This is a genomic window from Schnuerera sp. xch1, from assembly GCF_019931165.1.
Classification (GTDB): Bacteria; Bacillota; Clostridia; order Tissierellales; family Tepidimicrobiaceae; genus JAIOUP01.
On record NZ_JAIOUP010000001.1, the window covers coordinates 207,473 to 221,877 of the forward strand.

Genomic DNA, 14,405 nt, shown 5'->3' on the forward strand with positions numbered 1-14,405 from the left:
TCACTCCTGGTATGGACCCACTTTAATTTCACCTTCATCTAAATAAAAAGTACATCTTTTCATCTCATCTCTAATTGACATGCTCCTATTTCCTATAATTATTTTTACTCCAGGATGTATAGTATCTGAAACTTTAATCCTACCTTTAGAAACATTTTCAATGCTTTCTTTTATAGTTTCTTGCTCCCTTTTTAAATCTTTTAACTTTATCATCATATTATCCCTGGTTTTAACGAGTTTTGCATATACATTTTTCTTATCTTCATCCAATTTACCTGCTTTTTTTAGTCTACCTAATAAATTTAGAGATTTAATGATTTTATTCATATTTTTTTCAAGTTCATCAATTCTATCAATTAACTCTTCATTTCTTGATTTAATTTGTGGATCTATACCAACTTCTAATATTGTTAAAGTAGCCATAGTGGAACCTATAGTCTTTGCCTTTATCTCTTTTTTAGCTTTACAAACTCCTCCTACTATTAATCCTCTTTTACCAATAACATTTATACTCCCTCTACAGGATATTTCACTATGCATAATCGCCTCAGCCACAATATTTTTTTGAGAATTTATTATCGCATTTTCAATGAATCTAGTTGTAATATTTCCTTTTGTCCTAATGACTAACTTGTTATATCCTTGAATTCCTTTTTTAATTACAATATCTCCAGTATTTTCAATATAAGATCCTTCAATGACACCTTTTACATTTACATCACCATTAGCTTTGATTTGAAAACCATTTAAAACATTACCTTTAACTATAACAGTTCCGTCAAAATATATATTTCCAACATTATTATCAACATTTTTAACTTCATAGACATCTAAGACTTTTATTTTTCCATTTGTTAAAGTTACAAGACCATCCTTTTCAGCTACTAAAGCTAATTTATTATCTAAAAGTTTAACATTCTTTCCATATTTAAATTTAGGATATTTCCCTTTCCTATATGATATCGTATCGCCTGTTACCTTCAAGCCAGGCTTACCTTCTTTTGGAGGTACTAATTCAGCTAATACATCGCCTTTAGCAACATTATTTATAATATCTAATTCTCTATAATCTACAGTTCCATCCTCTAATATCTTTGGTTTAATTTTTTTTTCTAAGTCAAAATTATACTTTATATAACCATCTTTACCATTTATAGGCAATTCCCCTCTGGCAATACAAGTTTTGTCGTTATAGTATTCGTTTAATAGCAGATCTTTTAATTTCCCCTCATCAACTCCGACCTTAAATATATTCTTTACCTCTTCAATAATCTGTCCAATATTTTTCTCTTCTGTAATTTTATTTTCATCTTCATTGTCAAGCAAAGTAATATATCCTTTTAATCCATCCTTAGAAGTCTCTACTAATAGATTTGAAAAAATTTTATGCATATTATACCCCCTTAAATCAATTTAGTAAATACCTAGTTTTAAAAGCTTGTTTTTTATATTTAAAATTGCTTTACTATGTATTTGAGAAATCCTAGATTCTGATAATTCCATAATATTTCCGATTTCCTTATAAGTCAATTCTTCATAATAATATAAAGATATTACTTTTTTTTGATTTTCAGGTAATTCATCAATAGTTCTGCCTAAAATTTCTTTAATCTCCTTTTTTTCAAAGATATTCTCAGGTGTATCTCTATTCCTATCATTGTAAACATAATGTTCTCCGTTATTTACAAGTAAATCTTCTAGCGAAGCAACATTAAAATTAACTATATCGGCAAGGGTTTCCTCAAGTTCTTTTAATGACATATGCGAATATTCAGCTAGCTCTTTGTTTGATGGGTTTCTTCCTAGTTCGTTTTTTAATTTTATCATTGCATTTTGAATCTCCTTGGATTTTTTTCTTAATGATCTAGGTATCCAATCCAATCTTCTTATATTATCGATAATAGTTCCCTTAATCCTTATCTGTGCGTATGTCTCAAATTTAATATTTTTATTTACATCAAAACGTTGAATGCTATCTATTAATCCCATTATCCCAAATCCAACTAAATCATCATATTCAATTTTGCTTCCATAATAATTATACATTCTGCCAGCAACTATTTTAACTAACCAAACATATTCTTCTATAAGTAATTGTTTTATGGATATATCTTTAGATTGTTCATATTTTTTCCAAAGTTCATCTGTGTTCATAGTGCTACCTCCCCATGGAAACTAAATAATCTTAGTTCCATGTCCAATTGTCTTTACTAATAATGATCCGTCCTTCGTATTTAATTGTATTGTTCTACCATAGTTTCCACCAGTATCTTCAGAGACAATTTGAATATTTAATTCTTGTAATTTTTTCTTTGTAGCCAAAACATTTCTTTCTCCTATTTTTAATATACTATTATTTTTTTTAAAGGAAAACATTTGAGAACCACCTACAACCTTAGCAGTAAGATTCGTTTTATCGGCTCCCTCTTTTATCATATTTTCAACAAGTAATATTACTCCAGTGTCAGCAAACTTCGCTTTGTTTTGATTTTTCTTGATTTCATCTGAAGAAGGTAACATAATATGAACCAGCCCAGCAATCTTATTAATTTTGTCATATAAAGCTATTCCTACACAGGAACCTAACCCAAGCGTTGTTAACATTTTAGGAGCCTTTACTACTTTCAAATCTGCCATTCCAACTTTAATCATATCCATACTATAATACCCCTAAATTTGATAATATTTTTTTGTAAGAATCAATATCTGGTAATAAAAATAATTTTCCTTTAACAAAATTCTCCCCTTCTTTAAAAATAGTCTCAATAAGTAGCACATGATCAGATATAAGACCAAATTGTATTGCTGGAACGGATAAAATTGCACCAGCCATATCTATAGCTAGAGATGGAACTGATATTTTTACTTTTAATCCAGTTAATGCGCTCAACGAGTTGACGTAAGAAGATGCTACAATATTTCCAACTTCAGATAGAGCTGAAATTGAAATATCATCTAATTCTTTAACTTTCTTATTAAGTAATAAATTAACTAAATTAATGGCAGATTCCATATCTAACAAGAATAAGATATTGCCTTTAACATCATCTCTAAGATTTAGATATATGCCAACTACAAGTTTTTCTTCTCCTCCTACTATCATAGGTACATCTTTAAATTCGATAATTTTAACCTTTGGAACATTCATATTTACCCTTTTAGATAACATATTTGCCAAAGCTGTAGCTGCATTACCAGAACCTATATTACCTATTTCCTTTAGTACATCTAATATGGTACTATTAAAGTTTTCAGAATCCATAATTTTTGCTCCTTAATGTTCTAATATTTTTATCAGATCCAATAGAATAAGCAATTTGTCAGATGTCTTGCCAATACCTTTAATATATTCCATGAAGTTATTACCATCAGCTTTAGGAGGCTTGTCTATATTATTAGTATCAATTTCTAAAACCTCTGAAGATGAATCAACCATCAATCCTGCAATAATTTCATTTTCGTTTATTACGATTATTCTTGAATTTTTATCTATGTTATTTTTATTCATCCCTAACTTTTTTCTTAGGTCAATTATTGGAATTACATTACCTCTTAAATTTAGCAATCCATGGATATAATCCGGTGAATTTGGAATTCGTGTTGTTTTGCTCGTTTTCTCAATAGATAAGACATTTTCTATAGGTATACCGTAAAATTCTTTATCTAATTTAAAAGTTACATATTTTGTTGTAGTGCTAGAAACCATATTATCCCTCCTTTATACTAATGAATTTACATCTAAGATTAATGATATATTACCATTACCCAATATAGTAGCGCCAGATAAGTATTTAATATTCGACAAATATTTTCCTAAAGGTTTTATTACAATTTCCTGCTGCCCAATCAAATCATTAACTAGTAAAGCAGATTGTTTTTCACCCTTCCTTACAACAACAACTATGTATTCATCTGTGGGATCATCAGAATCTAATCCCATCAATGCATCTAACCTCACAACAGGTATAGTTTTGTCCCTATATAATACAATTTCTTGATCTTGAATGTTTCTAATATCATCTTCTTTAACATTTGTTATTTCTGTTATAGAGCTTAAAGGTATTGCATATATTTCATCCCTTAATCTCACTAATAGGGCTTGTATAATTGCTAAAGTTAATGGAATTCTGATAATAAATTGTGTGCCTTTATCGACTTTACTTTCTAATTCTATCGATCCATTTATGGATTCAATTTTATTCTTTACTACATCTAGTCCCACTCCTCTACCAGAAATATCAGAGATTTTTTCAGAAGTACTAAATCCTGGTTCAAATATTAATGACTTTAATTCTTCCTCTGATAATAATTTTGATTCCTGTTCAGTAATTATTCCCTTTTCAATCGATTTATTTCTGATTTTATCAAATTCTATTCCTCCACCATCATCAATTACTTCAATAACAACATTATTGCCATCAGGATAAGCCTTTAAAGTAAGATTCCCTTCTCTTGGCTTACCAAGTTTTTCTCTGACTTCAGGTATTTCTATACCATGGTCTAAAGAATTTCTAATAATATGTATCAACGGATCGCCTATTTCATCAATTACTGTTCTATCAACTTCAGTATCTTTACCTTGCATTTCCAAATTAACTTTTTTATTTAATTCCTTAGATAAATCTCTTACCATACGTGGAAATCTGTTAAATACTCTTTCTACAGGTACCATACGTACTTTCATAACAGAATCATGTAAACTGGTAGTAATCCTTTCCAAATATTCAATAGCTTCAGTCATATTATCGTTATTGGAAATTTCACTTAAATCATTCATCCTAGTTCTTATTATTATTAATTCACTCACTAAATTCATCAAATTATCGAGTCTTTCAATATCTACCCTAACCGTTTTCCCTATTCTATTATTTTTTTTGTTTGTTTTTGACTTATCATTCTTTACTAACGATTTTTTGGGAACATAACTATTTTCTTTAGATTTATTATGATTCCTATTAGAATCTTCTTTGTCGGATGATGTAATGTTATCAACATCTATTTTATCTATTTTTATATCTTCTATTTCAGAAATATTATTTAATTTTTCCATTAATGTCTTTTCATCAGCTTTAGTTATATAAGCAATAGAAAAATCTAAGTCAAATTTTTCATCTTCAATATCTTCAGCAGATGGATTAGAATAAATTATATCTCCCATTGATTCTAATGTATTAAAAATAATGAATGATCTTGCCGATTTCAACATACAATTTTCGCTTAATGTAATATCGATAGTAAAAGCATTCAACTCTTTTTCTAGCGCTTCTCGTGCAACATTTAATACAAATTCATCAAGAATCCTTTTTTTTGTATTACAGGTTTCATCTTTATTCGCTATATCTTTATCCTTGTTAAGTATAACTTTTAATTTTTGAACTAATTCTTTATGTTCATTATCATTTTCTTCACCATTTGTAGCAATATAATTTACTGATTCATCCAATAAATCAAAACATTCAAATAGAATATCAATTATTCCTTCAGTTAACTCCACTTCGTCATTTCTAGCTTCTTGAAGTACATTTTCCATCTCATGAGTTAAATTTGCCATATTTGTAAAACCCATTGTACCTGACATACCTTTTAGAGTATGAGCAACTCTAAATATTTCGTTTATTAAAGATATGTTGGTAGTATCTTTTTCTAAATCTAGCAATGCTTCATTCATATTCTGTAAATGTTCTCTCGATTCTTCGATAAATAAACTTATATACTGATTTAAGTCTAAGTCCATTAGTACACCCCCACTATTCTTATAATTTCAGTAGCAATTTTATTTAAAGAAACTACTTTATCAATACAGCCTGTCCCAATTGCTGCCTTTGGCATCCCAAAAATCACTGATGATTTTTCATCTTGAGCTATCGTATATCCATTAGTTTTTTTTATGTCAAGTATCCCATCAGATCCATCAGTTCCCATCCCTGTCATTATGACACCAATTTTTTTAATACCATCAATCTTTGCTACAGACTTCATAAGCACATCAACTGATGGTCTCAACCCTTTAACTATAGGGCTTTTGCTTAGCTCTATTAGATAATCTTTATCTTTCTTAACTATCTTCATATGAAAATCTCCCGGTGCAATATAGCATGTACCTTTTTCTATTTTAATTCCATGTTCTCCTTCTTTTACATTAATATTTGATAAAGTATTCAATCTATCTGCTAATGATTTAGTAAATTTAGACGGCATATGCTGTACCACTACAATAGCACTATTTATATTCTCAGGAAATAGTGGTAACACTTCTTGTAAAGCTCTAGGTCCACCTGTTGAAGTTCCTATTGCTACTATATATTCAAAATTTTTATTATTGGTATGATTTAAATTCGATTCCTCAATTAGACGTCCTTTTCTATCAATTTTAGTATATTTTTCATATGCTTTTGATTTTGATGCTACTTTTATTTTTTGGATTATATTCTGCTTTGTTTTGTTTTCTTTTAAGTTAAGAATATTTTTAGGCTTTGGAATAAAATCAATAGCTCCTTCTTCTAATGCTTTTAACGTTAAAGTAGTTCCTTCAGTTGTAAAGTTGCTCATCATAATCACAGGTATATCATAGGTTTTAACTATATTTTTTAAAGTAGATATCCCGTCCTTTACAGGCATTTCTATATCTAAAATAATCATATCTGGTTTTAATAAAGGGATTTTTTCTAATGCCTCTTTACCATTTTGAGCTTCTCCAATTATTACAATTTCTTCATCGTCCACTAACATACCTTTTAAAACTCTACGTAAAAAAGGTGAATCATCAACTATAAAAACTCTAATCACTTAAATCATCCCTTTTTTCTTAATAATCTCTGTTGTTTAAATGTGTGTCTTACCCTTTACATTTATCTATTTCCTTTAAGTCAATAAATATAATCCTTCTTCACTGATATCTTTTGTTTTACATTTTATAGTTTTGTTCTTTTATCATATTTATTCTTAATTCTAAAAATTTTAGTGCGGTACAGTAGTATTATAGTAGTGTTAATTGTCATCTTTTCCAAAGAATAAATATTTTAGTTTTTCGGTAAATCTACTATGTTGTTGGATATTATTATGTTCTTTTGAATCTACTAGATTTAAAGCCATAACATTAATCTTTTTAGATATTTGTGATTTAGGACTAGATAATAAAAAAGGAATTTGACTTTTAACAGCTTTGCTAACAACATTTGATTTTTCCAGATATCCAAAAAAAGTGATATCCTGTTTTAAAAAGCTATTAGATGCCCTATTTAATTTATAATAGGTATTATAAGCTTCTGTTCTATTATTTACGTTATTTATCACTATATTTAGTTTACCTCTATATCCATTAATTGTCAAAGTTTTTAACATAGTATAACCATCCATAACTGAAGTAGGATCTGCCGTAGTTACGAGAAAAACTTCATTTGCAGCCATAACAAAATCAAGAACTACTTTTGACACTCCTGCACCAGTATCAATAATAATAAAATCCGTGTTTGATTCAAGATTTTTTAGATCTTTCAATAACTTTATTATATTTTCTTCATTCATAATAGAAAGTTCATGGAATCCAGAACCTCCAGATATTAACTTAATACCCTCTGGGCCATCACCTATAATTTCTTCAATATCTTTTCCTTCATTAATACAATCAGCGATAGTATATTTAATATTTGTTCCTGTCAATATTTCAATATTTGCTAAACCAAAATCTGCATCCAATACCAAAACATTATATCCTAAACGTTTAATAGAAATTGCTAGATTAATTGCAAAATTCGTTTTGCCTACACCGCCTTTACCGCTGGTTATTGCCAATACTTTTGCTGTACTTGTAATTTTATTATTAAATTTTTTTTGGCTATCTGTTGTATTCATTAATTTCCTAAGTTTTTCAGCTTGATCTTTCATATCAACTCTCTCCTAATAAATTACTAACAACCTTATTCTTATTAAATATTTCAATATCATCTGGAACATTTTGACCAATAGTTGTATATGAAATAGGCTTGTTAGTCAGATATTTAACATTTAATATATTACCTAGTTTTTCAGTTTCATCAAGTTTTGTAAAAATTATTTTATACTTATCAATAAAACTATAATGATCTATTATAGACTTTAGTGTATTGTAATCAGTAGTTCCACTTAACACTAAATATATTTCTTTATTATTTATAGAATTTATTATGTTAAATATTTCATCTTTTTCTTTAATTTCTCGATGATTTCTACCAGCAGTATCAACAAATATAATATCCTTCTCTTTAAATGTTACCAATGTTTTGTAAAGATCTTCTTCATCATATACAATTTCTAAGGGTAACTGTAATATTTCGCTATAAACCTTTAACTGTTCAACTGCTGCAATTCTATAGGTATCAGAAGTAATTAATCCTATATCATACTTTTTTTCCATAACCAGTTGTGCTGCAATTTTTGCCAAAGTTGTAGTTTTCCCAACCCCTGTAGGACCAATAAAGAAAATTGTCTTTTGTTTACCTTTGTGTAATTCTAAAGGTTCGACTTCACCAATATACTCCATAACAACATGTCTCACTATTTTCTTAATATTAATACTATCTTTATTATTGAGATTTATCTGTTCATCCAGTTTCTTTAAAATTGAAGTTGCTATAGACTGTTCTACACCATTTTCAATTAGTTTTATACGATACTTATTTAGCTCTGGATGCATTTTAAAATCTTCATTTTTATCTTTAATATTAGAAGAAATTTCTTCTACCATATTCTTTAAGTTTCCCAATTCTCTATTTACCCTCATAAGATCTCTATCATTATGGTTTATTTCTTTCTTATTTTCATAAGCGGCAGTAATTTCTATTAAAGGTTTTTTGAATAATCCAAAGATACCTTTTTGTCTCACTGTTCTTGTATTTAAAATAATAGCATCTGAACCCAATTCATTTTTTAATTTATTCATAGCTTCATGAGTAGAATATCCAGTATATTTCTTAACTTTCATTACATATTCACCACCCCAACTGATTGAACTTCTACTGATGGATCTATTTCACTATAGGACAAAACAATTAGATCTCTAGTCAATTGTTCTGTAAGACGTTTAAAATACAGTCTTACTATTGGTGCAGTTAACACAATAGGTTGCTCACCAATATTAGTTAATTTTTTTATCATTTTTAAGGTATTATTAAGTATCATCTGAGCTGTACTAGGTTCTAAAGATAAATAGGAGCCAGTATCAGTTTTATTAATTGAATTCATAATAATCTCTTCAACTGTATTGTCTAATGTTATTACATTAAGTTTGCTATTATCCTCAATATATTTATTAGTTATATAACCTGACAATCTTTGTCTAACATATTCAGTTAATAGATCTGTATCATGTGTTACATTTCCATAATCGGCTAATGTCTCCAAAATTGTTACCATATCTCTAATACTAATCTGTTCCTTCAATAAATTGGACAGTACTTTTTGAATTTCCCCAATAGATAATACCTTAGGTACAACCTCTTCAACTACAGTTGGATATTCTTCTTTAACATTATCAATCAATAGCTTAACATCCTGTCTACCAATCAATTCATATGCTTTTTCCTTTATCACTTCTGTAAGATGAGTTGCTACTACTGATGGGGGATCAACCACTGTATATCCAAACACCTCAGCTTTTTCTCTCTCAGTTTCCGTAATCCACTTAGCAGGCAACCCAAAAGATGGTTCTATTGTTTCTATGCCCGTAATTTCTCCTTCTCCAGTTCCAGGATTCATAGCCAGATAATGATTAAAATATACTTCGCCTTTTGTAACCTGCACACCCTTTATCTTAATTATATATTCATTAGGATTTAACTGTATATTATCCCTTAACCTTACAATAGGTACTACTAACCCTAGTTCCATGGCAATTTGTCTCCTAATCATAACAATCCTATCTAATAAATCTCCACCTTGTTCTACATCAGCTAATGGTATAAGTCCATAACCAAATTCTAATTCAATATCATCAACTTTTAACAATCCTAATACATTTTCTGGTTTTCTTAATTCTTCAGCTTCTGATATCTCTTCTACTGGTTCTTCTACTTCTTGAATAACACCTTTACTCATTGTGTATCCAAAGAATAAAAATACAAGTCCTAAGGCTAAAAATGTTGTTGTTGGCAATGGAGTAGATATTCCCAACAAAGATATAACAGATCCGATAATATAAAGAAGTTTTGGATTATTACCAAATACCTGTCCAATTAAGTCTTGTCCCAAATTAGATTCTGAAGCAGCTCTGGTTACTATAAGTCCAGTAGCTGTTGAAATTAATAATGCTGGTATTTGACTAACTAAACCATCACCAACAGTAAGGCGTACATATCTTTCTAACGCTTCCTGTAATGACATACCTGTCATTACACCAATAATTAATCCTCCTACAATATTTATAATAGTAATTATTATTCCGGCAATGGCATCTCCCTTTACAAACTTCGTCGCACCATCCATAGCACCATAAAAGTCTGCATATTTCTGAACATCTTTTCTTCTTTTTCTAGCTTCTTCTTCAGTAATAAGACCTGAATTCAAATCTGCATCTATAGCCATTTGTTTCCCTGGCATTGCATCTAATGTAAATCTGGCTGATACTTCTGCCACTCTTTCGGCACCCTTAGTTATTACTATAAATTGAATAATTATTATAATAAGGAATATAACAAATCCTACAACAATATTATCCCCAATGACAAAATTACCAAAAGCTTCTACAACCTTACCAGCATCTCCTTTACTTAAAATGCCTCTAGTAGTCGATATATTCAATGCCAATCGGTAAAGAGTTGCAATTAAAAGCAATGATGGGAATATGGATATCTTTAACACATCATCTGTATACATTGAAATCAATAGAATAAGCAATGTTAAAGCTATATTAACACTTAATAGAACACTTAACAGTCCATTTGGTATAGGTATTATAATTATTATAACAATTGCTATAACCCCTAATGCAACAACAATATCACCAAACTTCATTTTATTTCCTCCTAATGGTCATCTTTTAAACTATACACATATGCAAGAATTTCTGCTACAACTTCGTATAACTCCTCTGGTATTAAATCTCCAATATCTGCAAATTCATATAAAGCCCTCGCTACTGGCTTATTCTCAATTATTGGAATTGAATATTTATCCCCTATTTTCTTTATGTTTTCAGCAATTAAATCAACCCCTTTAGCTAATACATAAGGCGCCATATATAAATCTTTATCATATTTTATTGCTACAGCTATATGAGTAGGATTCGTGATTATTACATCAGCTTTAGGTACATCTTGCATCATTCTTGACATTGCGATTTTCTTCTGCTTTTCTTTTATTTTCGATTTTATTAATGGATCACCTTCCGTTTGTTTGTATTCCTCTTTCACTTCCTGTTTAGTCATCATTAATTGCTTCTCATGTTGTCTCCACTGAAATAAGTAATCCAAAAAAGCTATACCTATGAGGACTACAACAATCCTTATGGAAAAATTTAAAACTAGGTCCGATAAGTTCTTTGATAAAGAATTAAGTTCAAATTTTGATAAACTAATAATTTGGTTTATGTTGTCAATAATAAACGAATAACCAATATATCCAATTAAAATTATCTTCAAAATTGATTTAATCAATTCAACCAATGCTCTTTTAGAAAATAACCTTTTAAAGCCTTCTATTGGACTTATCCTATTCAACTTAATCTTTAAAGGTTTAGTGGTAAACAGAAATCCAACCTGTAAATAATTAATTATTAAAGCTGCTAAAAAAGCAATAAGCATAACTGGAGCCACTAATCCTAAAAAAGTAGTAATTATCTTTATAAAGTTTATCATTAGATCATTTTCCAAAAAAAGTTTATCTACACTTTCAATATTTGAATATACCTCTGTTATAAAACTAATAAAATAATTAAATATATATTCTCCAAAAGCTAAAAAACCTAGAAGAGCAGCCAATAACACAAAAGCAGAACTAACTTCTTTACTATGTAAAACTTGGCCTTCTTGCCTTGCATCCTTTCTTTTCTTGGGAGTAGGTTTCTCTGTTTTTTCTGCATCTGCAAACAATTGTAAATTTGTGTTTAATACCATAATATCAGCCTTCAATAAACGAATTTAAAAAATTATATATCTCATTAACAGATTCATTAAAAACTCCAGTTGTTATTGTATAAAAGATAGGAATAGATATACTAACTATAATCAATCCAACTAAAATTTTTAAAGGCATACCAACTACAAATACATTCATCTGTGGAATCGTTCTTGCTAAAATACCTAATAATATATCCGTTAAAAAAATTATTATAACAACTGGTATACTAAGTTTAAATCCAATTACAAAAGATTTAGATACTATATCAAGCAGGAGAAATTTATTCTCATGATTGAAATCAAATCCTCCAATCGGTATAAATGAATAACTATCTATTAATGCATTTATTATAACATGATGAGCATTCGAAATTAATAAAAATAAAAATGCTAATATGTAATAAAAATTACCCATTAAAGGTACTTGTACCTTGTTCTGAGGATCAACAACATTTACCATCCCAAATCCTATCTTCATGTCTAAAATCTGACCCATTACATAAAATGCGGAAAAAAAAGCATAGCTAATAAATCCAATTATAAGACCAATCATTAATTCCTTAATTATCAATACAACATAGGAAGTTTCCAATAAATCAAGATCAATATCCAATGTCAGTGTAATAAGTATAGATATAAAAAATGTAAATCCAATCTTTATAATATTGGGTATATTTTGAGCACTAAAAAAAGGTGATATTAAAAAAATGCCAGAACCTCTTATTAAAATTAATAAAAACAATTCAAAATTATTGAATATTAAATCTAAAATATTCACCATTATTAACTCCTATCTATCTTATATACAAAGAAACATTAGTTATTAAATTGGTTGTAAATTCTGTAATTACCTGTAATATCCAAGGCCCAAAGATAACTAAAGATAAAAGCACCGCAATAATTTTAGGTACAAATGCCAATGTTGCTTCTTGTATTTGAGTAACTGCTTGAATAATGCTTACTATTAATCCAACCACCAAACTAAATATTAACATTGGTGCAGATATCATTAAAACAGTTTTAATTGCATCCTGTGCTAATGTTATAATATCTCCCTGATTCATTTAATCACTCCTAATTAAAACCTAGTACTACAGATTCAACGATTAGATTCCATCCATCAACTAATACAAATAATAATATTTTGAAAGGTAATGAAATTATAACTGGTGGTAACATCATCATACCCATTGACATCAATGTGCTAGCAACTACCATATCAACCACTAAAAATGGAATATAGATAATAAAACCTATTTGAAATGCAGTCTTTAACTCACTAATTATAAAAGATGGTATCAAAACATGATTGGGTATACCGTCTAACCCACTAGCTTCTACTGTATCATTAATATTCAAAAAAAGAGCTAGATCCTTATTCCTGGTCTGTCTAAACATAAATTGCCTAATAGGTTCCATTGCTTCATCCAAGGCCTGTTCCTGACTTATTTCTTCTCTTAAAAAGGGTTGTATTGCTTCTTCGTTAATTTCTGCTCCAATAGGTGCCATTATAAAAAACGTTAGGAATAAGGCTAATCCTATTATTACTTGATTTGGAGGTGTTTGTTGCATCCCCAGTGCGTTTCTTATAAAAGACAAGACAATTATTATTCTTGTAAAGCTTGTCATCATAATAAGTATGGATGGAGCTAATGTAAGTATAGTCAAAACTATTAAAAGTTGTAATGAAAAAACATAATTACCCGGTTGATTGCCAGTTATACTATCCATTATAGAAACATCTGGTTGAGCATATGAGATTCCTGCCACTAATAATATTATTATAAAAGATGATATTAAAATTTTAATGATTTTCTTCATCATATTTGTCTTCCTTGTCATTAGATTTATTAGAAATATTTAAAATCTTTTTTATGCTTTTTGGGATATTTGCTATGTTCCGATAATTTACATCGTAACGTTTCTTATATTCACTAAAATGTTCTTCAAAATCTTGTTTTTCTTCAAATTCATCCTTAGGTAGCTTTTCTAACATTTCAGTTGAATTATTTGTAATAGCAAGTATATAAACGTACTCCTTTATCTCCACTATTAATATTTTAATATTAGCTCCCAAATTTAAAATATCAATTAATTTCATATACTTGCTACCAATAAACCTTTTAGAATTTCTTGCAATAAACTTTGTCCCATATACTGTCACAACAAGTACAATAATAATTACTATAATATAAAAAATTAATTTTAAAATTGCCGATCCAAGGCTATATTTTTCTTGAGAAGCGTAAACAACATCATTGATAACAAATAATAAAAATATAATTTGTAAAAATTTATTTTTAATAGCTTTCATTT

15 protein-coding genes are annotated in these 14,405 nt (G+C 28.7%); all 15 read right to left on the reverse strand.

From position 1 onward, the window contains the following. The 15 genes from K8M07_RS01095 to K8M07_RS01165 all read right to left on the reverse strand — a co-directional run bounded on the left by K8M07_RS01095 (position 1) and on the right by K8M07_RS01165 (position 14,403). Entirely contained in the window at positions 1 to 1,392 is a 1,392-nt protein-coding gene (locus tag K8M07_RS01095; protein WP_223375946.1) for a DUF342 domain-containing protein, read from the reverse strand. Between the two features lie 21 nt (positions 1,393 to 1,413). After that, positions 1,414 to 2,154 carry a FliA/WhiG family RNA polymerase sigma factor gene (locus tag K8M07_RS01100; RefSeq protein WP_223375947.1) on the reverse strand — a complete coding sequence of 247 codons (741 nt, stop codon included), beginning with the start codon at positions 2,152 to 2,154 and terminating at the stop codon, positions 1,414 to 1,416. A 21-nt stretch (positions 2,155 to 2,175) separates the two neighbouring features. After that, positions 2,176 to 2,658, reverse strand: coding sequence for a chemotaxis protein CheD (locus K8M07_RS01105; protein ID WP_223375948.1), 483 nt, complete (start codon positions 2,656 to 2,658; stop codon positions 2,176 to 2,178). A 1-nt stretch (position 2,659) separates the two neighbouring features. Further along, positions 2,660 to 3,262 carry a chemotaxis protein CheC gene (locus K8M07_RS01110; protein WP_223375949.1) on the reverse strand — a complete coding sequence of 201 codons (603 nt, stop codon included), beginning with the start codon at positions 3,260 to 3,262 and terminating at the stop codon, positions 2,660 to 2,662. A gap of 12 nt (positions 3,263 to 3,274) precedes the next feature. Next, positions 3,275 to 3,706 carry a chemotaxis protein CheW gene (locus K8M07_RS01115; RefSeq protein WP_223375950.1) on the reverse strand — a complete coding sequence of 144 codons (432 nt, stop codon included), beginning with the start codon at positions 3,704 to 3,706 and terminating at the stop codon, positions 3,275 to 3,277. A 12-nt stretch (positions 3,707 to 3,718) separates the two neighbouring features. After that, complete coding sequence (locus K8M07_RS01120) at positions 3,719 to 5,734, reverse strand: chemotaxis protein CheA (protein WP_223375951.1); 2,016 nt, start codon at positions 5,732 to 5,734, stop codon at positions 3,719 to 3,721. Beyond that, entirely contained in the window at positions 5,734 to 6,786 is a 1,053-nt protein-coding gene (locus tag K8M07_RS01125; RefSeq protein WP_223375952.1) for a chemotaxis response regulator protein-glutamate methylesterase, read from the reverse strand. The genes K8M07_RS01120 and K8M07_RS01125 overlap by 1 nt, the downstream gene beginning before the upstream one ends. A 201-nt stretch (positions 6,787 to 6,987) precedes the next feature. After that, the gene (locus tag K8M07_RS01130; RefSeq protein ID WP_223375953.1) at positions 6,988 to 7,884 is read right to left on the reverse strand and encodes an AAA family ATPase; all 897 of its coding nucleotides are present in this window, start codon (positions 7,882 to 7,884) and stop codon (positions 6,988 to 6,990) included. 1 nt (position 7,885) lies between these two features. Next, positions 7,886 to 8,959 carry a flagellar biosynthesis protein FlhF gene (locus K8M07_RS01135; RefSeq protein WP_223375954.1) on the reverse strand — a complete coding sequence of 358 codons (1,074 nt, stop codon included), beginning with the start codon at positions 8,957 to 8,959 and terminating at the stop codon, positions 7,886 to 7,888. Beyond that, entirely contained in the window at positions 8,959 to 10,986 is a 2,028-nt protein-coding gene (flhA, locus tag K8M07_RS01140; protein ID WP_223375955.1) for a flagellar biosynthesis protein FlhA, read from the reverse strand. Before flhA ends, K8M07_RS01135 begins: the two co-directional genes overlap by 1 nt. A gap of 11 nt (positions 10,987 to 10,997) precedes the next feature. Further along, complete coding sequence (gene flhB / locus K8M07_RS01145) at positions 10,998 to 12,086, reverse strand: flagellar biosynthesis protein FlhB (protein WP_223375956.1); 1,089 nt, start codon at positions 12,084 to 12,086, stop codon at positions 10,998 to 11,000. Between the two features lie 4 nt (positions 12,087 to 12,090). Further along, entirely contained in the window at positions 12,091 to 12,870 is a 780-nt protein-coding gene (gene fliR / locus K8M07_RS01150) for a flagellar biosynthetic protein FliR (protein WP_223375957.1), read from the reverse strand. A 13-nt stretch (positions 12,871 to 12,883) separates the two neighbouring features. Next, positions 12,884 to 13,153: a flagellar biosynthesis protein FliQ gene (gene fliQ / locus K8M07_RS01155; RefSeq protein ID WP_223375958.1), complete on the reverse strand. Its 270-nt coding sequence runs from the start codon at positions 13,151 to 13,153 to the stop codon at positions 12,884 to 12,886. 10 nt (positions 13,154 to 13,163) lie between these two features. Continuing rightward, a complete protein-coding gene (gene fliP, locus K8M07_RS01160; RefSeq protein ID WP_223375959.1) occupies positions 13,164 to 13,913 on the reverse strand; it encodes a flagellar type III secretion system pore protein FliP in 750 nt (249 codons plus the stop codon). Next, positions 13,894 to 14,403, reverse strand: coding sequence for a flagellar biosynthetic protein FliO (locus K8M07_RS01165; protein ID WP_223375960.1), 510 nt, complete (start codon positions 14,401 to 14,403; stop codon positions 13,894 to 13,896). Before K8M07_RS01165 ends, fliP begins: the two co-directional genes overlap by 20 nt. Positions 14,404 to 14,405 lie beyond the last annotated feature (2 nt).